The organism is Streptomyces sp. NPDC102270 (assembly GCF_044766405.1).
Taxonomy (GTDB): domain Bacteria; phylum Actinomycetota; class Actinomycetes; order Streptomycetales; family Streptomycetaceae; genus Streptomyces.
In genome coordinates, this window is sequence record NZ_JBIWLX010000008.1 from 68,961 (window position 1) to 87,805 (window position 18,845).

Sequence of the window (18,845 nt, forward strand, 5' to 3'; positions counted from 1 at the left end):
ACGAGGTACCCGATGAGTCTGCGGTCCCGCATCAACACCCCCGAGGAGAACGGCAGTCGGGGCGAGGACGGACACCTGGTCTCCTCCTACCGGGCCAAGCTCCTCGAGGAGATCGACCTCGCGGAGATGAGTGCTCTGGCGGCGGCCGAGCGCCGGGCCCGCCTGGAGCGGGTGCTCGGGCACATCATCAGCCGTGAGGGTCCGGTCCTGTCGACCGTCGAACGCTCGCAGCTGATCCGGCGGGTGGTCGACGAGGCGCTCGGCCTCGGCATCCTGGAACCGCTGCTCGAAGACGCCTCCATCACCGAGATCATGGTCAACGGCCCGGACTCGATCTTCGTCGAACGCGGCGGCCGCGTCGAGCAGTTGCCGCTGCGCTTCCCCTCCCACGACCAGCTGATGCAGACCATCGAGCGCATCGTCTCCACGGTCAACCGGCGCGTGGACGAGACGAACCCGATGGTCGACGCGCGCCTGCCGTCCGGCGAGCGCGTCAACGTCATCATCCCGCCGCTCTCCCTGACCGGCGCCATCCTCACGATCCGCCGCTTCCCCCGCTCCTACACGCTGCAGGAACTGGCCGGCTTCGGCTCCCTCGACGAGAACATGCTGTACCTGCTGGCGGCCCTGGTGCAGGCGCGCTTCAACATCATCGTGTCGGGCGCGACGGGCACCGGAAAGACGACCCTGCTCAACGCGCTGTCCGGCCTCATCCCCGAGGGCGACCGGATCATCACCATCGAGGACTCGGCCGAACTCCAGCTCCAGCAACGGCACGTGGTCCGGCTGGAGTCGCGGCCGCCGAACGTGGAGGGCCAGGGCCGGGTCACCATCCGCGACCTGGTCCGCAACTCGCTGCGCATGCGCCCCGACCGGATCGTGGTCGGCGAGGTGCGCGGCGGCGAGTCCCTGGACATGCTCCAGGCGATGTCGACGGGCCACGACGGCTCCCTCGCCACGGTCCACGCCAACAGCGCCGAGGACGCGCTGATGCGGCTGAAGACCCTGGCCTCGATGTCGGAGGTGGAGATCCCCTTCGAGGCGCTGCACGACCAGATCAACAGCGCGGTCGACGTGATCATCCAGCTCACCCGGTTCGCCGACGGCGCGCGCCGGATCACCGAGATCGCCCTGCTCGACAGCCACGGCAGCGAGCCGTACCGGCTGGTCACGGTGGCCCGCTTCGACGCCCAGCCGATGGCGGCGGACGGCCGGATCTACGGCCAATTCGCGTACTTCCCGCTGCCCCGCCGTACCGTCGACCGCCTCTACATGGCGAGCCAGCCCACCCCCCAGGCCTTCGGGGTGGCCCAGTCCGCGGCCCAGTTGGCCATCCGAGAAGCCAGGTAGGACCCACCCCCATGGACCTGCAGACCCTCGTCACGCTCACCATCGGCGCCACCTTGCTGACCTGCGCCCTCGCCGTCGTGGGCCTCCACTTCTACGCCAAGGGGCGGGCACAGCGGGCGGCACTGGTCGACCGGCTGTCGGCCGCTGGCCAGGTGCCGTACACCGGCCGCCGCCGGCACTTCCGCGACCTGGACCGGCGGCTGCGCCGCACCAGGCTCGGGCGGCAGCTGGAACTGCGGCTGGCGGCGACCGGGTTGGACGTGACGCCGGGCGAGTTCTTCGCCGCGATGATCGGGCTCGTCGGGGGCCTGTGGCTGGTCGGCCAGGCGGCCCTGGCGCCCTTCTTCGGCCCGCTGGCCGGCCTGGCAGGCGTCTGGGCGGCGGTGCAGTTCCTCAACTGGCAGCGCCAGAAGCGCATCGAGAAGTTCATCAACCAACTCCCCGAACTCGCCCGCATCCTGGCCAACGCCACCCACGCCGGCCTCGCCCTGCGCACCGCGATAGGCATGGCGGCGGAGGAGCTGGAGGCCCCGGCCGGGCAGGAACTGGCCAATGTGGCCAACCAGTTGGCGGTGGGCGTGTCGATGGAGGACGCGCTGGACGAGATGGCGAGGCGACTGCCGTCCAGGGAGCTGGTGGTCCTGGTGACGACCCTGGTGCTGTCGAGCAGGGCGGGCGGCCAGGTGGTCAGCGCCCTCAGGAACCTGACCGAGACGCTGGAGGAGCGCAAGGAGACCCGGCGCGAGGTCCGCACCCAGCTCTCCCAGGTGAACATGACCGCGTACGCGGTCCCGGTCCTCGGCGTCGGCTCGCTCTTCCTGATGAACGGCGTCAAGGACGGCGCGCTGGCACGCATGACGGGCTCACCGCTGGGCCAGGGGGCGGTGATCATCGCGTTCTCCCTCTACGCGGTCGGATTCATCCTGATCCGCCGCCTGTCACGGATCGACGTCTGAGGAGGGGGCGGCTGTGATCGGTATCGGACTGGCCCTGTTGATGGCCGTGAGCGTGTGGGGCGTCTTCGCCGGCATCCGCATGTACCGGGCGGAGGCGAAACTGCCGAGCGACCTGATGCTGGCCCTGGAGGTCGGATCGACCCGCACCGGCGCGGTCGACTCCCTGGTCGACCGCATGGGCATGCGCTACGCGCCCGCCGTCCTGCGGCTGATGGGCCCCAAACAGGTGGCGAAGTACCGTCGCAAGATCGACCTGGCGGGCAACCCGGGCGGCCTGACCATCCACCGCTACGCGGCCCGCAGGGCGGTCTACGGCTTCCTCGGCGCCCTGGGCTTCCTGGTCTTCCTCCTCCGCGGCCAGATCCTGGTGGCCCTGCTCCTGCTGGCCTTCGGGGCGTTCTGGACGGAGGTCGGCATCTGGTCGGCGATCCGGGTCAGGAAGGACGTCATCGAGCGCACGCTCCCCGACTTCCTGGACGTGCTGGCGGTGGTGGTGAGCGCGGGCCTGGGTTTCCGCCAGGCACTGGACCGGGTGGCCTCCAAGTACGCGGGCCCCTGGGCCGACGAACTGCGCATCACACTCCGCCAGATGGACCTCGGCATGAGTCGCCGTCAGGCCTTCGCGGAGCTGCGCCGGCGCAACGACTCCGAACAGGTGGCGATGTTCGTGACGGCGCTCCAACAAGGCGAGGAGCTGGGCGCGCCCATCGTGGACACCCTCGTCTCCCTGGCCAAGGACATGCGCCGCACGGACGCCCAGAACGCCCGCCGCAAGGCCGCCCGCGCCGTCCCCAAGGCCACCATGATGATCACCACCTTCATGGTCCCGGCCACGATGCTCCTGCTGGCCGCGGGGCTGCTGCTCGGCTCGGGCACCGACTTCGGCACGATCACGGGGAAGTAGGGGGCCGGCCGATGTCGACGACGGGTGCGCGCGGGAACACCCACCCCGCCGAAGGCCGGGTGGGGCCCTCCGACGTGCCCGCACTGGACATCCAGGTCAACGCCCTGCAGGCCATGTGCCGCCAGGTCTTCGGCTTCCGCCTGGCGATGATCGCCCTGGCCGCCCCCGCCGCCCTCCTCAACGCGGGTCCCGGCCTCGGCACCCGCCTGGTCGGCGCGGCGGTCGTCGTCACCTTCATGGTGTCGTACGCCCTCTTCAGGGACTGGGAACGCTTCGGCCCCCTCCTCCTGCGCCACCCCACCCTCCTGGCCGCGGACACCCTCTTCGGCAGCCTCCTGCTGATCTCCGCGGGCCCGGACACCACCCTCGCCTACGTCAGTGTCTGCACCCCCCTGCTCGCCGGCATCGCCTACAGCTGGCGGGGTGCCGCGGTCTTCGCGTCCCTGCAGTCCCTGATCCTGCTCCTGGCCCAGACCGCCCTCCCGCACCCGAACACGACCCCCGCCGACATCCTTCTGCTCCCGGGTTTCTGCGTGATCACGGGCGCGGTCGGCTCCACCCTGCGCAACCTCCTGCTCCGCTTCGGCACGGCGACCCAGGCGCTCACCGTGATGAAGGCCCGCCTGGCGGTGACGGAGGCGGTCAGCGAGGAACGGGCCCGGCTGGCGCGGGAGATGCACGACTCGGTGGCGAAGACCCTCCACGGCGTCGCCCTGGCGGCGGAGGGCCTGGCGGCGTCGGCGGCCGCCCCCGCCCCGGACCCGGCCCTGCTCAAACAGCAGGCCGAGCTGGTGGCCCGAGCGGCCCGCAGAGCGGCGACGGAGTCCCGCGAACTCCTCACCGACCTGCGCCGGGACCCGGCCCCCGCCACGGACGTACTCGAGGAACTGGCCACCCGCACCAGGAACTTCAGCGCTCGTACGACCCTCCAGGCGACCTACCGGGCCCCCACCCACCCCCACCCCGAGCTCACCGTCCCGCACCCCGTGGCCCGCCAACTCCTCACCATCACCGAGGAGGCGATGGAGAACGCCCACCGGCACGCCGAGGCCACGCGCGTCGACGTCACCGCGGACGTCGACCCCGACCACGAACTGCTCAGCATCAGCGTCCAGGACGACGGCCGCGGCCTCCCCCCGGACACCACCCTCGACGCACTCCGCCGCTCCGGCCACTTCGGCCTGGTCGGCATGGTGGAACGCGCCGAGTCGGTGGGCGCCCGTATCCACATCGGCGGGGGCACGGACGCGAAGGGCACGGAAGTGCTCCTGCAACTGCCCTTGCCACCGCCGGGGGCGGACCGATGACTGCCGGGCCGATGACAGCTGGACCGGTGAAGGTTGGACCGGTGACTGCCGGACCGGTGACGGTTGGGCCGCCGGACCGACGACCCCCACACCCCACCCCGAGAGGAGGCCGTGACATGCCGGACGACGACCCCCAGCACCCCACCCCACCGATCGTGCTGTTCCCGACGGCCCCGGCCACCCCCGTCCGGATCGTCGTCGCCGACGACAACCCGGTGGTCCGAGCGGGCCTCACCGCCCTCCTCACGGGCCGCCCGGACATCACGGTCGTGGCGGAGGCGGCGGACGGCCGCGAGGCGTACGAGGCCGCGAGCCGGCACCGCCCGGACGTGGTCCTCCTGGACGTCCGGATGCCGGGCGTGGACGGCATCTCGGCGCTCCCGTACCTCGTGCCGATCGCCCCGGTGCTGATGCTGACGTACAGCGGAGAACCGGAGACCGTCCAGGAGGCGCTGCGCCGGGGAGCCGACGGCTATCTCGTGCACGGCGAGTTCACGGCGGACCAGCTCGTCCTGGCCGTACGGGACACCGCGCGGGGCCGCACCCACCTCACGCCCACGGCGGCGAGCGCCCTGCTGGCGCAACTACGCGATGCGAATGCACACGTAAATCCGCATCTTCCGTATTCCACAACGTCAATTGCTCTAAAGGGGCTTTCGCAACTGCAACCATCTGTGGGACAGTCGTCATCGGACAGGTCGCGTTTCCAACTCAGCGCGAGGGAGGCGGAGATCATGGACCTCATCGCATCCGGCATGACCAACCAGCAGATCGCGGCCGCCTGCTTCATCAGCGAGAAGACGGTCAAGAACCACATCAACCGCATCTTCGCCAAGCTCCACAGCACGAGCCGCTCCGAGGCCGCCGCGAAGTGGCTGGGCACGGCCCCGAGTTCGGGCCGAGGGGTGGGGTGAGCCGTGTCCATGCGAACTTGGGCCCGGATTTGGGCCCAGGGGCCCTGCGTCGACCGGGATCCGAAGGTCTACGTTCCGGTGGTCGATGGCGGCGACACCGAAGGGTCTCACGATGAGCAACCGGTTCAACGACGACAAGGGTCAGACCGCGGTCGAGTACCTGGGCATCATCGCGGTGGTGGTGGCGATCGTGCTGGCGATCACGGGGACGGACATCGGCCAGGCCATCTACGACGCGATCGTGAACAAGATCGACGAGGTCATCGGCGCCTGACGCGGACCCCTCGGCACGACGACGCAGGGCAGGCTTTCCCCATCTACATCACGGTGGTGGCGGGCCTGCTCTTTCTCGCGTTCGCGTTCCTGGCGGTCGGCCAGGCCGGGGCCAACCGGAACGGCGCCCAGACGGCGGCCGACGCGGCGGCGCTGGCAGCGGCCCTGGACACGCGGGACAAGCTCACCGACAAGTGGGTGGAGAACGTCCTCGATCCGACCAAATGGCAGGACATCTTCGACGGCCTGGGCGTGCCGTTCGACGGCTGCGCACGGGCCGACCAACTGGCCGCGCAGAACGACGCCACGGTCACCTGCGCGGCGCTGCCGGGGATGCCCCCGGGCTACGAGGTCGAAGCGACGACCAACAAGACCGTCGGTGATTCCATCGTCCCCGGCACCGAGAACAAGAGGTCGGTACAGCAGGCCACTGCCGTGATCGAATCGGCCTGCACATTTGAACTGCCGGGAGTGGACGCCGACGCGGACGTGCTGCCGACGCTCACGTGCGACGAACGCCAATGGACTCTGGACCCGACGGATCTGAAGGATCTCCCGAAGCCCGAGGATCTCTTCGACGTGCATCTGGCCGACTGACAAACCAACCACGAGTGGTGAAGGAAGCGCAGTGATGAGCATTCGGTTCACGGCGAAGGCCCGCAGGGGGATGGTCGCGCTGACGATCGCGGCCGGTCTGGCCGTCGGCGTGGCCGGCTGCGGCGGTGGAGGCGACGACAAGAAGCCGGAGGCGTCCGCGTCCGCATCCAAGAGCGGCAGTTCCGGCGCGAGCACCCAGGAGGGCACGGACGAGCCCGTCGCCGAACTCAAGGGCGAGGACGGGCTCGTCCTCCAGATCGACTCCGTGCAGCGGGACTCCGGCGGATTCCTCACGGTGAGCGGCGAGATGAAGAACGACGGCGACAAGGCGGCCCGCGTCTCGGTACGGACCGCGGGCGACGAGACCGAGATCATCAGGCACGGCTCGTCACTGGGCGGAGCGACCCTGGTCGACTCCAAGTCCAAGAAGCGCTACTACGTCCTGCGCGACACCGACGGCCGGCCCCTGACGACGACGGGCATGCCGAGGATCGAGGCGGGCGCGTCCATCCCGGTGTTCATGCAGTTCCCGGCCCCCCCGACGAACACCACCGACGTCACCTTCCAACTCCCCACCTTCGCCTCCGCCACCATCCAGATCTCCGGGTGAGGCACCCCATGACCACCGCTCCCCGCCTCGCCCTCACCCTGACCGCGGCCACGCTCCTCACGGCCGTGTTCCTCCCCGCCGCGCAGGCCGACGACGGCCCCAGCGTGCCGCCGGGCACCGAGCCCTCCGCCACCGCACCCGTCGAGGTGGACCCCAACGACCCAGACCTGAAGCTCCCCGAGGGCGCCACTCTCGCCGAGCCGAAGGTCCTGGACATCAAGCAGGTCGTGGAGGACCAGAGCGGCGACGAACGGCGTGAAGACACCAACGCGGACGTGAAGTTCGCCCTGCAGGCAGAGGTCCTGTTCGGCAAGGACAGCGCGAAGCTCAACGGCGAGGCGAAGGCCCGTATCTCCGCGATCGCGGCGGAGATCAAGAACCAGCACGCCACCCGGATCCGGGTCTTCGGCTTCACCGACAACCTCGGCAGCTACGCCCACGGCCGCACCCTCTCCCGCCAGCGCGCCAACGCCGTACAGGACGTCCTGGACCAGGAGTTGAAGGACTCGGGGATCACCTACGAGGTCCGCGGCTACTCCGAGGACTACCCGATCGCCTCCAACTCGACGGAGTCGGGCCGCAAGAAGAACCGACGGGTCGAGGTGTCGTTCCCGAGAGGAGAGAGCTGAGGGACGGCGAGGCGCACATGTGACGTATACGTGACGTATACTTGCTGCATGTCCGATGTCATGATCCGCGTGCCCGCCGAAGTCCGTGACCAGCTCGCCGCCGTAGCGGAAGCGCGGGGGACCAGTCTTCGTGCCCTCATGCAGGAGATAGCGGCTCAGACGCTGACCCCGGAGCAGATCAGGGAACGGGCGGAGCGCACTCGTACCCTTCTCGCCGAGCGGTTCGGGCACTACGTGACGGACGAGGAGTCCGAGGAGATGCGGCGCAGGATGCGAGAGGCCAGCGTCGCTCACCGGGCCGCGCTCGCAGAGGCGGACTCGTCCCGTTGAACCTCACCGAGCACTATGTCCTCGACGGTGCCACATTGCTGGCAATGGGGGGAAACAAGCAGGTCTCTGGTCTCGTCCATGCGGCGGCAGCCAGCGCTGACGTGCGCTTATGGGTACCGGTTCTGTGCCTCCTGGAGGCTGAGCGCGAGCGGGCGGGGATCGTCGCCCACGTCGGTGTCCTGTTGGACGTCCTCCGCGTCGTCGACGACGACTACGCGATGGCTGTGACTGTCGCTGAACTCGTTCGCGACGGCGTCGGTTTCGGAATCGCTGCAGCCGTACATGTCGCACGGCCGAACCTGATGCTTCCGGACGGGGCGCTCGTGGCGACCGTGGCCCCGGAACGCTACGCCGGGCTAGGGGTCGGGGTCATGGACCTGAACCGCTGACCGTGTGAGCGAAGCGCCGTTTCGCCGGCTCCGGGTGACCGTGACGGCCCGTAGCCGGCGATCATGGGGCAGAGCGCCGGAGAACAGGTCTCTTTACCAGGTCACCGGCAGCTCGTAGACGCCGTACACGATGCCGTCGTCCTTGAACGGGATCTTGTCGGGGTCGGTGGCCCGGCGCAGGGTGGGGATGCGGCGGAAGACGGTGTGGTAGACGACCTGGAGTTCCAGGCGGGCCAGGGGCTGGCCCAGGCACTGGTGGATGCCGAAACCGAAGGCCATGTGGCGGCGGGCGTCGCGACGGACGTCGAGGCGTTCGGGGTCCGGGAAGACGTCGGCCTGCCAATTGCCGGTGGCGCCCGGCATGATGACGCCTTCACCGGCGCGGATGGACCGGCCGCCGACGACTCCTCCCTGTCTGTGTCGTCAGGGTCGAAATCCAGCCGAAGGCCCCGAAAGGCGGCCCGCCACGGTGATACTTTTTACTCGCTCAGCGCTAATCGATTGGCGTAACAAATCGAAAGCCCCGGATGACGAGGGGCGGCAGCGAACAACGGGGGATACGGCATGTCGGGCGGCACGGACATCGAGGATCCGGCGGCACTGAACCGCGCGGGCACCGGCGCGCAGGAGATGGCGGGACGGACACGAACCGCCGGCGCCCACCCGATGGACGAGACCCGCTCGGCATCAAAGGACTTCGGCAGCGGCAACTGGAACGGCGGCCTCGGCGGAGCGCTCAGCGGCCTGGCGGAGACCTGGTCGAGCCAGGTCTCGGCGCTCGCGTCCACGTGCGAGGGCCTCTCCCGCCAGTGCGGCGGCTCGGGCTTGCTCTACCAGAGCACCGAGACGGCGAACACGCAGACCATGCGCTCCCTGTCCGGCAAGCCGTCACCGTTCGGCTGACGCTGACGCTGACGCTGACGCGATCTCACCACCGCCATCTGCGATCACCACACCACGGGGACCCACCACAGCCATGCCGACGTACGAGCAGCTGTACCACCTCAACCTCGGCAACCTCAAAGCGGCGGCCGACCGCTGGCGGGAGACGGCCAGCAAGTTCAAGGGCCTGCACACCGCGTACGGCGACGAGGTCGCGGCGCCCTTCAAGCAGGCCGGCTGGCACCAGCCCGTTCTGACGGCGGCCAAGGCGGACAGCGATGTCCGCGCCGCCCACCAGGAGTTCGAGGACGCCCAGAAGGAGGCGGAGGGCATCGCCGGTGTCCTCGCCTCACTCCACGGCGCTTTGAAGAAGGCCAAGGACGACCTCAGCCACCTCGCCGAGGTAGAGGCCCCCAAGCAGGAGCTGCACGTCAGCGCCACCGGCGTCGTCACCCCACGCAACGACGCCAACCAGCAGACCTGGGCCCACCACGACCCCGACGGCCAGGCCCTCATCCGCGAACAGCAACAGGCCTGCGACGCCTTCGCCCGCCGCATCGAAGCCGTCCTCCAACAGGCCGCCGACGCCGACGAAACGGCGTGCTGGGCCCTGCGCCGCGACCTGGGCGGCTACACGGACAACTTCAACTCCAAGGTCGTCATGTCCTTGGACTCCGCCGACGCCACCCACGCGGCCGAGCTGATGAAGAAGGGCGACAAGCTCACCGACAAGGAGCTCACCGAGCTCAACCACCTGCTGAAGTCCAACCAGGGCGACGCGGAGTTCTCCACCACCTTCTACAAGCAGCTCGGCCAAAAGGGCACCCTCCAGCTCTACGGCCAGCTCGCCCTGCAGACCGCCGACGCGGGTGACGGGCGCAAGGCGTTGCTCCAGCAGCTTCAGCGCAACATGGGCAACAACCTGGCCACCGCCACCGACCCGGCCAACAAACCGCACCTGAACGAGCAGTGGACCGCCGAACTACGCAAACTCGGCACCCAGCACATCCCGCTGTACCCGGACGGCATGCGCGAGGGCCCCTACGGCTACCAGCTCCTCGGCGGCATCCTCCGCTACGGCAACTACGACTCCTCCTTCCTCACTCCGATCGCGGAACACGTCACCCAACTCCACGCCAAGAACCCGTACTTCTTCGCCGGAACGAAGTCCGACTTCGGAGACCCGGAGTACGGCTTCAACCCCTCGGGCAAGAACGGCGCCGGCTACGACCCGATGAACAGCGTCCTGGAGGCGTTGGGGCACAGCCCACAGGCGGCCACCGACTACTTCACCCCACCCATGGAGAAGTACGCCGAGGACGGCACCCACAAGGGCGAGCTCGCCAACATCGACGGCGCGAACAGCTACCTGGACTACCTGGTCAACAAAGACTACGAGTCCTTCCCCGACATCACGGGTCACGACCCGGACGCCGCGCAGAAGTCCATGAACGACTTCCCGGACTCCTTGGGACACGCCCTCGAAGCAGCCACCACGGGCCGTCCCGCCGGTGCCGACCCTTCCACGGGCCCGCTCGCGCACAGTCCGGACCAGGCGGCTCTAGCTTCCCAAGTGATCAATAAATTCAGTGGCCCTGATGCCGACGGCCTCCTCAACAGCGACGACGGAACCGCCCCTTACGCGGCTGCCACTGACAGCCTTGGCAACATCGGCGCCGACTACATGGGTGACATCCAGCGCTCGATCAGTGGCCAGACGGGCCTGCCGGTTCAAGGTTCGAATGCTGATCTGGATCCCGAAGTGACCAAGGAGTTCCTCTATCAGGTCAGCCAGGACCCCGACGCCTACGCCGCCCTCACCGGTTCCCAGCAGGCATACACCTCGGCGGTCATCGACGCGGAGATCAAGGGGCCGGACGACAGCGACGTCTCTCTCACGCAGCGCGTCTCCTCCGCCGCGCACCCGGGGGCCGAGGTCGCGGGCATCATGAGCGCTGCCCGTGCGCACGCCGTTCATGACACCCACGCTCACGGGGACGCCGAGTACAACGAAGGTGTGGACACGGCCAACAAGTGGGTCGGTCGCGGCTTGGGCCTGGCCACAGGTGCCATCAAGGTCCCCGTCGTCGGCGACGTCGCCGGCTGGGCGATCGAGGATATCCAGGAGAACGTGGCCAAGAGGCTGTACCAGGACACCACCGGTGAGGCTCAAAGCGAGGCGGGCAGAAGCTACACCAGCGGTGAGTCGGCGCTGCGGGAGGCGGTCCGCGCTGACATCGCCCGTTCCGGAGGGAGCGAGGACTTGCAGGACGCTGTCGGCCGAGAGGTCGACCAGAGCCACGCCACCGGCGCAGAATGGGGGGACCAATACCATGGCTGACCGCTATTCCAGCCGCCGTATGGGCTGCGCAGTACTTTCTGTCACCGCGCTTCTGCTCACGGCCTGCTCTGGTGAGGAGAAGCCCGAAGTCGCGTACTCCGTGCCTGACACTTTGTGCGGAGCACACGTCGGGAAGAATGCTGTCGAGCCCCTCTTTCCACCAGGGCGCAAGCTGACGCACACCGGCGACGCCCTCGACAACGGAAAGTACGCCTCGGGGTGCGACTATGCGGTCGACAACGCCAAGACACTCCTCGTCAGCAGCTTTTTCCACCAGGACAGACCAACTGCCCGCCAGATCGCCGAGAAGAGGGCCACGGACTACGGGGACGGGGACAAGAAGGTCACCGTCGACGCCTCTGGCAACATCGCCTTGTACTCCCGTGGTGCCGTGGCGGTGGCAGCGTGCCCCGGGTACTCACCTGATGCGGACGGTCTGCCCAGAACCAGTTTCTCCGTGGAGATCCTTGCCTTCTACCCCAAGGATCTCTCCAAGGCGGAAAAGGCGCTTACACAGTTGCTGAGGAAGCTTGTTCCGGTCGTGGCCAAGGCCAACAGCTGCTGATTCGGGAACTCGCGCACGTGGATCTGCGGCGTTCGGGCCCAGATCCACGTGACGGGGGACCCCACTTTGTCAGAAGGTGCTCTTCACCACCGACTTGGTCACCGACGGGCTCCGCGCCCAAGTCCCGTATGCACTGCTAGGCCGTGGCGAGTTCACACCACACGAGTTTGCCTCGGTTGCCGTGTCTGGACAGTGGCTGCCATCCCCACAGGTCGGCGCAAGCCCGTACCAGCGCCAGCCCTCGCCCTTCTTCTGCTTCCTCGGAGAGGTTCAATGCGCCCGGTGGCTCGGGTGGTTCGGGGGCGGTGTCCCAAGCGCCGATCCTCAGGACGCCCGGCATGGTCGGCGGGGGCGCGGTCGGGCGCGGCTTCTGCGGCTTGGAGTTGACGCAGCTGCAGATGGGACACACCGGGTTGGCCAAGGCCTTCGCCACCTTCGCGGAGCGTTGGGAGTGGGGGGTGAAGGCGCTGGTCGACGAGGGCAATGAGATCGCGGAGAAGCTCGATCTGTCGGCCGGTTACTACCACGAGGCCGAGGAGTACGCGATCGGCGTCACCAAGGACTACGTCGTGGCCGCCTACGGCGATCCGGCCGTCTCCGGCGAGGACGCGGAGCGCATGTCGTGGGACCAGGTCGGGGCCTCGGCAAAGGGAAGTTGGACGCCGGATCTCTCCCAGCAGTCGGCCTCCGAGTCCCTGCACCAGATGGGGCAGAGCTGGCAGGCCACCGAGGAGGACCTGACCACCAGCGGTCAGTACGGCACGCAGCTGCGGGCCGGCGGAGAGTTCGTGCGGGAGTCGGTGGACGCCGTCACGCCTGAGGACGGCGACTGATGGGTGTCCTTGGGGAGTTGGGGGACCTGGCCGACGGCGTCAAGCAGGGCATCTCCGACGGTGTCAACGCGACCGCGGGCGTGGTGGGCGACAGCCTGGACGTGGCCGGGATGCAGTCCGTCGGGGAGAAGGTCCGCGACGGCGCCGAATACCTCACCGGGGCGGTCGGCGCCGCGGTGCCCGAGCGGGAGTTGGGCGAGACCGACGAGCCGGGCGAGCTGATCCACGGCTCCACCGGGGACATCGAGGAGGCCGTCCGGCATCTGAAGGCCTTCGCCGCCGCGTTCGAGAGCACCGGGCAGGCACTGAGGAAGCTCGACCCGGGCCACTGGACCGGTACCGCGGCCGAGTCCTTCCGGGACTCCTTCACCACTCACCCCAAGAAGTGGCTGACCGCGGCCGACGCCTGTACGGCCGCGGCGCAGGCGCTGGCGTCGTACGCCCACACGGTGTCCTGGGCGCGCGGGCAGGCGGGTGAGGCGATCGCGAAGTGGCGGGCCGCGGAGGCGAAGAGCACTGCGGCCCGGCAGAAGTACGACCAGCAGCTCTGGGACTACCGGTCAACCCTGGGCGTCCGCTCCCTGGCGGGCTCCGGCGACCGTACCCCCACCGACCCGGGGGACTTCGTGGACCCCGGAGAGGCTGACCGGCAGTCGGCCCGGGAGATCCTCAAGGACGCCCGCCACACGCGGGACTCCGCCGCCGAGACCGCCGCGACCAAGGTGACCGGGGCGTTCGAGGCGGCCCCTGCCGAGCCCGGTGCCTGGGCGAGGCTCAAGGCCGGTCTGATGGACGCCCCCATGGCCGCCAACATGGAGCTGGAGCACTTCGCCGGCGGCTTCCTCAAGGGCGGGATCGGGCTGACCCGCATGATGCGGACGGTCAACCCGCTGGACCCGTACAACCTCACCCACCCCTCGCAGTACCTGCGGAACGTCTCCATCACCGGTATGGGGCTGCTCACCTCGGCCAACCACCCGGTGCGGACCGCCAAGTCGATGGCCGGCTCAGGGTGGTCTACGGACCCGTCCGAGGCGTTCGGCACCCTCACTTTCGACGTCGGCCTCGACCTGCTCACCGGCGGTGCGGGCGCGAGCGCGGGCACCGCCCGCCGCACATTCACCGCGGGCGTGAAGGACGCCATGGAGACGGGGGTGGAGCGGGGCGCCCGCGAGGGGGTCGGGACGGCAGCCGAGAGCGCGGGGGACTCTGCCGCGAGGAACGTGGCCAAGGACGGCTTGCCGGACGGCTGGGCCATCAAGCGGGGCCCGGAGACCGCGGACGCCACGGCGGATGCCGTCAAGGACGTTGCCAGGGACAAGTGGGCGAACACCGCCGACTCGGCGGGCGGTTCACCGGCTGCGGAGGCCGATGCCCAAAGCGCTCTCCCGGGGCAGGACGGCCTCACGGACTTCGCCAAGCACCAATCGGCGATGGCGGAGATCTCCGAAGGCGCGGTCACGTTCAGAAACAGTGAGGGCGCGATGCAGTACGGCGCCAAGCACTGGAACGAGTACGCGGAGGGCCTGCCGAACGACGTGAAGGAGACGGTGAAGAGCTACACGGAGACCGGACATCTGCGCGTCAACGGGTTCCTGCGGGGCGAGAAGTACTACGACACCCCGGAGGTACACCAGCAGATCGAGCACCTGGACAAGGCGCTCGCCGGCAATCCGCTGCCCGAGGACGTCGTCGTCGACCGCAGCACGAACCTGGAACACTTCTTCGAGAAAATGGGTGAGCACGACCCGTTGACGATGGTCGGTAAGACCTTTACCGATGACGGCTACATGTCCACCTCGCTGGGAGGAGCCGTATCCGAATCCAGGGCCTCCGTCCTCCACCTGCGGGTGCCCGCGGAAACCCCCGGCCTGTGGGTGGAGAAGGTGGGCGCCTACGGTGCCGGAGAGCGAGAGCTGCTGCTCGGCCGCGGCAGCGAATACACGATCACCAAGGCGTTCCAGGATGCCAACGGCAAGTGGCAGATCTACGGAGAGATTCACTGATGGGCGAGCAGCAGCGGCCGGACGACCATTTTGGCGAGAGGCCCTCTTCTGCGATGTCGCAAGATCTGCGCGTACGGCTGACAGGCGGGGTGGAGGACTATCCACACCACGCGAACGGTCCCGTGCAGTATGTCGTGGTGGCCAACATGGCGGGGATTCTGCTGGCTGTGTACGCGTCGGACGCGGAGGGTGCCCTCGGCTACGTCGTGCGCCCGGAGCTCGGGCCCGATGCCAGTAACTCCGCCGGCTTCTGGCTCCCCCTGATGCGGTCCGCGTGGGTGCGGAGGACGCCTCCCACCGAGGCGTTGGCCGAGATGGTGGCGGTGGCGCGACGGGACGGACTTCCGTACCAGGGGTGGGTGGTGCCCGGGCCGTGGCGCGAAGCTCCCAGCCTGGCGGCCCTGAGAGAAGAGATCGTCGGCGACGGCGAGTGGGACCGGAGTCCGCGTGATCTGAAGCTCAACGTGTATCCCGTGATCCCCTTCCGCGGTCCGCAGATGCTCGCCCCCGAAGTGACCGAGGTCATGCGGTACATCGCACGGCGTCAGCCCGGCAAGGCGGTCTTCGCCATCGATCCGGCATACGACCCGCACGGCGAGGTCCCGGAAGAGAGGATGCTCGGCGGCTGGCCCATCGACGAGAACGGCGAGATCGGCGAGTTCCACTTCAACCCCACTTACGCCCCGACCCTCACCGCGCTGCGGTACCGTCCGCCGGAGAACGAGGTGGAGCGTACGCTCCAGGCCCTGGACTCACGCCGCGGCACCCCCGAAGCCCTCCTCGACGCCTTCCGCGAGGGCACCCTGTTGGTCTGCGTCGACGAGGCCGGAAAGCAACTCCGCTTCCGTCAGGGCGGTGACGGCGAGCGCTTCCTGGACGTCTACACCAGCACCCAGTACGTTCCGGACGACGGTCGCCAGGTGCGGGCGATGAACGGGGGCGAACTCGCCAAGGGCCTGTTCGGTTGCACCGTGGCGATCAACCCCGGCTCTCGCCCCAACATCTCGATCCCGTCCTCCGACCTCGCCGTGAGCGCCTTCGGCTGACCCGCCCAGGAGCGCTAACCGAGCCGGGGATGCGCTCTCCGCCCCCGGTCTCTCCCTCCGCCCTACCCCCCGACGACTCAACCCCCTACCCCCGACGACCCAACCCCCTACCCCCCAACGACCTCCACCCGCACCCCCACCCGCACCCCCCACCCCTCCATCACCCCCGCCCCCGCCTCCAGCACATGCCGTGACCGCAGCCGCGGCAGACCGAGTCGTCCGGGCTGCATGGTCCGTACGGCGATGACCCGGAGGCCGCGGTCGAGGTAGGCGACATCGATGGGCATCCGCATCCCAAAGGTGTGCACGCTGCCCGCGGGGGAGAGCAGGAGCGCGCCGTCCACGGAGTCCCGTCCGAGCAGCCCCCGGGTGCGGGCCCGGTAGGAGGTCGCGATCTCCAGCGGTACGGAGAATCCGGCTCGCTCTCCGTGCACCACCAGGCTGCCTCGCCCGTCCCGCCAGCGTCCCATCCCCGAGCACCTCCCAGCTGTACCGTGGCAGCCCATCCTCCACCGCGTTCCCAGGTCAGGTGTCCGATGCGGAAAATCGTCCTGATGATGTCCATGTCCCTCGACGGCTACATCGAGGGCCCCGACCGCGACATCAGCTGGCACAGGGTCGACGACGAGTTGCACGCGCACATGAACGCCACGGTCGCCGGAATGGGCGGGCTGCTCCACGGCCGGGTCGTCTACGAGCTCATGGCCGACTACTGGCCCACCGCCGACGCCGACCCCGAAGCCCCCGCATCCGTCAGGGAGTTCGCCCCGATCTGGCGGGACCTCCCCAAGGTCGTCTACTCCCGGACCCTCACGCACGTCGACTGGAACTCCACCCTCGTCCGCGAGGTCGTACCGGAGGAGGTCCGGGCGCTGAAGGAGCAGCCAGGCGGTGATCTCTCCCTGGGCGGGGCCGGCGTGGCGGAGACCTTTCTGCGGTACGGCCTCGTCGACGAGCTGCGGATCTACGTCCACCCCGTCCTCATCGGCCGGGGCAAGCCCCTCTTCCCGGACGCCGACACGCTGACCTCCCTCCGGCTCGTCGAGTCGCACACCTTCGGCAACGGCGTCGTACTGCTGCGGTACGAGCCGGAACACGAGAACGGCACGGCCCCGTGAAGGAGTTGTCCATTCCCGATGCGGTGGGTAGGAAGGCGGCATGACCGGACTCGGCGCTGTGTTCCGTCCCCAACTCCCTCCCGAGCGGCTGCGGGCCCTCGCCCGGCTCGCCGACGAGACGGGGCTCGAAGAGCTCTGGCTGTGGGAGGACTGCTTCCGGGAGGGCGGGATCTCCTCCGCCGCTGCCGCCCTCGCCTGGACCGAGCGGGTACGGATCGGCGTCGGGCTGCTCCCCGTGCCCCTGCGGAACGTCGCCATCACCGCGATGGAGGCGGCCACGCTGCACCGGATGTTTCCGGGACGCGCGGTCCTCGGCGTCGGCCACGGTGTGCAGGACTGGATGGGGCAGGTGGGAGCGCGGGCGGAGTCGCCGCTCACCCTGTTGCGCGAGCATCTCCTCGCGCTGCGGGCCCTGTTGGCGGGGGAGCGCGTCACCACGCGGGGGCGGTACGTCTCGCTGGACGACGTCGCCCTCGACTGGCCGCCCGACGGCCCCGTCGAGGTGCTCACCGGGGCCACCGGCCCGCGCACCCTGCGGCTCGCGGGCGAGGCCGCCGACGGCACGGTACTCACCGCCGCCACCCCGCCCGAGGGGGTCCGCCGGGCCCGGCGGCTCATCGACGAGGGACGGGAGAAGGCGGGGCGGACGGATCCGCACCGGGTCGTCGTCTATCTCCTCACCGCCACCGGACCCGGCGCGGCCGCCCGGCTGCGCGCCGAACTCATCGACGAGGGCGTCGCCGACGTCCCCGACCTCGGTGTCGCCGGGGACGCGGACGCCGTCGCCAAGGCCGTCCAGCGGCTCGCCGACGGCGGCGCCGACACGGTCGTCCTCCAGCCGACGGCCGACGAACCCGACCCGGAGGGCTTCGTACGGTTCGCCGCGCGCGAAGTCCGGCCGCTGGTGTCCTGACTCCCACCTGGTCGCACCGGCCGAACGAGCGCCGAAAAATGAGCGGCGCCCGCCCGCACCCCCCTGCGACGATCACTGCCATGACCTCCCACCCCACCCGTACATTCGAGGACCTCGTCGCCGAGGGCGCCGCCGTGCCCACCGAGGGCTGGGACTTCTCCTGGTTCGAGGGGCGGGCCACCGAGGCGCGGCCCTCGTGGGGGTACGCGCGCTCACTGGCCGGACGGCTGGCCGGAGCCGCCGCCTCGCTGGACATCCAGACGGGCGGCGGCGAGGTCATGGACTTCGCCCTCGGACAGGGCGTCAGGTCACCCGTCCTCGCCGCGGCCACCGAGGGCTGGCCCCCGAACGCCGCCAAGGCCACCGCCCTGCTGCGCCCGCGCGGCGTCGTGGTCGTCGCCGTACCGGAGGACGCGCCGCTGCCCTTCGCCGACGCCGCCTTCGACCTGGTCAGCAGCCGGCACCCGGTCAACCCCCAGTGGGCGGAGATCGCGCGCGTACTGCAGCCCGGCGGCACGTACTTCGCCCAGCACGTCGGCCCGCGCAGCGTCTTCGAGCTCGTCGAGCACTTCCTCGGCCCGCAGCCCGCGGCACAGAGCTCGGACCGCCACCCCGACCGCGAACGCGCCGCCGCCGAGGCCGCCGGACTGGAGATCGTCGACCTGCGCGCCGAGCGGCTGCGGATCGAGTTCCACGACATCGCCGCCGTCGTCCACTTCCTGCGCAAGGTGGTGTGGATGGTCCCCGGTTTCACCGTGGCGCGGTACGAGCCCCTACTGCGGTCCCTGCACGAGCGGATCGAGACCGAGGGCCCCTTCGTGGCCCACAGCAGCCGCCACCTCATCGAGGCTCGCAAACCGCTCGGCTGAGACACCCCCGCCC

Annotated in this window: 21 protein-coding genes and 2 pseudogenes; 20 read left to right on the forward strand and 3 right to left on the reverse strand. The window is 69.5% G+C overall.

All coding sequences use genetic code 11. The features are described 5' to 3' along the window. Positions 1-12 precede the first annotated feature (12 nt). The 11 genes from ACIRP7_RS17670 (at position 13) to ACIRP7_RS17720 (ending at position 8,259) form a co-directional block, all read left to right on the forward strand. Positions 13-1,350, forward strand: a complete 1,338-nt coding sequence (locus ACIRP7_RS17670) for a CpaF family protein (RefSeq protein ID WP_403659755.1) — start codon at positions 13-15, stop codon at positions 1,348-1,350. Positions 1,351-1,361: 11 nt separating this feature from the next. Further along, positions 1,362-2,306, forward strand: a complete 945-nt coding sequence (locus ACIRP7_RS17675; protein ID WP_403659757.1) for a type II secretion system F family protein — start codon at positions 1,362-1,364, stop codon at positions 2,304-2,306. 16 nt (positions 2,307-2,322) lie between these two features. Further along, positions 2,323-3,210, forward strand: coding sequence for a DUF5936 domain-containing protein (locus tag ACIRP7_RS17680; protein ID WP_403660675.1), 888 nt, complete (start codon positions 2,323-2,325; stop codon positions 3,208-3,210). 11 nt (positions 3,211-3,221) lie between these two features. Further along, positions 3,222-4,517 (forward strand): sensor histidine kinase, encoded by a 1,296-nt coding sequence (locus ACIRP7_RS17685; RefSeq protein ID WP_403659760.1) that lies wholly within the window; start codon positions 3,222-3,224, stop codon positions 4,515-4,517. A gap of 116 nt (positions 4,518-4,633) precedes the next feature. Then, a complete protein-coding gene (locus ACIRP7_RS17690; protein ID WP_403659763.1) occupies positions 4,634-5,431 on the forward strand; it encodes a response regulator in 798 nt (265 codons plus the stop codon). A gap of 112 nt (positions 5,432-5,543) precedes the next feature. Continuing rightward, a complete protein-coding gene (locus tag ACIRP7_RS17695) occupies positions 5,544-5,705 on the forward strand; it encodes a Flp family type IVb pilin (protein WP_199790182.1) in 162 nt (53 codons plus the stop codon). Beyond that, positions 5,702-6,301: a pilus assembly protein TadG-related protein gene (locus ACIRP7_RS17700; RefSeq protein WP_403660678.1), complete on the forward strand. Its 600-nt coding sequence runs from the start codon at positions 5,702-5,704 to the stop codon at positions 6,299-6,301. The genes ACIRP7_RS17695 and ACIRP7_RS17700 overlap by 4 nt, the downstream gene beginning before the upstream one ends. 34 nt (positions 6,302-6,335) lie before the next feature. Then, positions 6,336-6,911 carry a hypothetical protein gene (locus ACIRP7_RS17705; protein WP_403659766.1) on the forward strand — a complete coding sequence of 192 codons (576 nt, stop codon included), beginning with the start codon at positions 6,336-6,338 and terminating at the stop codon, positions 6,909-6,911. 8 nt (positions 6,912-6,919) lie between these two features. Beyond that, positions 6,920-7,540: an OmpA family protein gene (locus ACIRP7_RS17710; RefSeq protein WP_403659769.1), complete on the forward strand. Its 621-nt coding sequence runs from the start codon at positions 6,920-6,922 to the stop codon at positions 7,538-7,540. A gap of 48 nt (positions 7,541-7,588) precedes the next feature. Further along, positions 7,589-7,870 (forward strand): Arc family DNA-binding protein, encoded by a 282-nt coding sequence (locus tag ACIRP7_RS17715; protein ID WP_403659772.1) that lies wholly within the window; start codon positions 7,589-7,591, stop codon positions 7,868-7,870. Then, a complete protein-coding gene (locus ACIRP7_RS17720) occupies positions 7,867-8,259 on the forward strand; it encodes a hypothetical protein (RefSeq protein WP_403659775.1) in 393 nt (130 codons plus the stop codon). Before ACIRP7_RS17715 ends, ACIRP7_RS17720 begins: the two co-directional genes overlap by 4 nt. Before the next feature lie 93 nt (positions 8,260-8,352). On the opposite strand, the pseudogene ACIRP7_RS17725 reads toward ACIRP7_RS17720, so the two are convergent. Beyond that, positions 8,353-8,661 (reverse strand): annotated as a pseudogene (locus ACIRP7_RS17725) (cytochrome P450); the annotation flags it as partial. Between the two features lie 162 nt (positions 8,662-8,823). Here ACIRP7_RS17725 and ACIRP7_RS17730 point away from each other — a divergent pair. The 3 genes from ACIRP7_RS17730 to ACIRP7_RS17740 all read left to right on the forward strand — a co-directional run bounded on the left by ACIRP7_RS17730 (position 8,824) and on the right by ACIRP7_RS17740 (position 12,047). Beyond that, positions 8,824-9,162 (forward strand): hypothetical protein, encoded by a 339-nt coding sequence (locus tag ACIRP7_RS17730; protein ID WP_403659778.1) that lies wholly within the window; start codon positions 8,824-8,826, stop codon positions 9,160-9,162. Positions 9,163-9,235: 73 nt separating this feature from the next. Beyond that, the gene (locus tag ACIRP7_RS17735; protein WP_403659781.1) at positions 9,236-11,482 is read left to right on the forward strand and encodes a hypothetical protein; all 2,247 of its coding nucleotides are present in this window, start codon (positions 9,236-9,238) and stop codon (positions 11,480-11,482) included. Next, positions 11,475-12,047 carry a hypothetical protein gene (locus ACIRP7_RS17740; RefSeq protein WP_403659784.1) on the forward strand — a complete coding sequence of 191 codons (573 nt, stop codon included), beginning with the start codon at positions 11,475-11,477 and terminating at the stop codon, positions 12,045-12,047. The genes ACIRP7_RS17735 and ACIRP7_RS17740 overlap by 8 nt, the downstream gene beginning before the upstream one ends. Positions 12,048-12,183: 136 nt before the next feature. Here the strand turns inward: ACIRP7_RS17740 and ACIRP7_RS17745 are convergent. Continuing rightward, a pseudogene (locus ACIRP7_RS17745) lies at positions 12,184-12,381 on the reverse strand (ATP-binding protein); the annotation flags it as partial. Between ACIRP7_RS17745 and ACIRP7_RS17750 the strand changes: the two are divergent. Genes ACIRP7_RS17750 through ACIRP7_RS17760 form a run of 3 tightly spaced genes read left to right on the forward strand, consistent with a single transcriptional unit; the run spans position 12,353 to position 15,932 of the window. Beyond that, positions 12,353-12,880, forward strand: a complete 528-nt coding sequence (locus ACIRP7_RS17750) for a hypothetical protein (RefSeq protein ID WP_403659787.1) — start codon at positions 12,353-12,355, stop codon at positions 12,878-12,880. The pseudogene ACIRP7_RS17745 and the gene ACIRP7_RS17750 overlap by 29 nt on opposite strands. Beyond that, positions 12,880-14,886 carry a putative T7SS-secreted protein gene (locus ACIRP7_RS17755; RefSeq protein ID WP_403659790.1) on the forward strand — a complete coding sequence of 669 codons (2,007 nt, stop codon included), beginning with the start codon at positions 12,880-12,882 and terminating at the stop codon, positions 14,884-14,886. The genes ACIRP7_RS17750 and ACIRP7_RS17755 overlap by 1 nt, the downstream gene beginning before the upstream one ends. 53 nt (positions 14,887-14,939) lie before the next feature. Then, positions 14,940-15,932 (forward strand): type VII secretion system-associated protein, encoded by a 993-nt coding sequence (locus tag ACIRP7_RS17760; protein WP_403659793.1) that lies wholly within the window; start codon positions 14,940-14,942, stop codon positions 15,930-15,932. 107 nt (positions 15,933-16,039) lie between these two features. Here the strand turns inward: ACIRP7_RS17760 and ACIRP7_RS17765 are convergent, their stop codons facing one another. Then, positions 16,040-16,402 (reverse strand): DUF192 domain-containing protein, encoded by a 363-nt coding sequence (locus tag ACIRP7_RS17765; protein WP_403659796.1) that lies wholly within the window; start codon positions 16,400-16,402, stop codon positions 16,040-16,042. A gap of 66 nt (positions 16,403-16,468) precedes the next feature. Here ACIRP7_RS17765 and ACIRP7_RS17770 point away from each other — a divergent pair, with 66 nt between their 5' ends. The 3 genes from ACIRP7_RS17770 (at position 16,469) to ACIRP7_RS17780 (ending at position 18,832) form a co-directional block, all read left to right on the forward strand. Continuing rightward, on the forward strand, positions 16,469-17,050 hold the full coding sequence (locus ACIRP7_RS17770; protein WP_403659799.1) for a dihydrofolate reductase family protein: 582 nt from the start codon (positions 16,469-16,471) through the stop codon (positions 17,048-17,050). A 40-nt stretch (positions 17,051-17,090) separates the two neighbouring features. After that, a complete protein-coding gene (locus tag ACIRP7_RS17775) occupies positions 17,091-17,963 on the forward strand; it encodes an LLM class flavin-dependent oxidoreductase (protein ID WP_403659802.1) in 873 nt (290 codons plus the stop codon). 80 nt (positions 17,964-18,043) lie between these two features. Then, positions 18,044-18,832, forward strand: a complete 789-nt coding sequence (locus ACIRP7_RS17780; protein ID WP_403659805.1) for a methyltransferase domain-containing protein — start codon at positions 18,044-18,046, stop codon at positions 18,830-18,832. Positions 18,833-18,845: the final 13 nt, after the last annotated feature.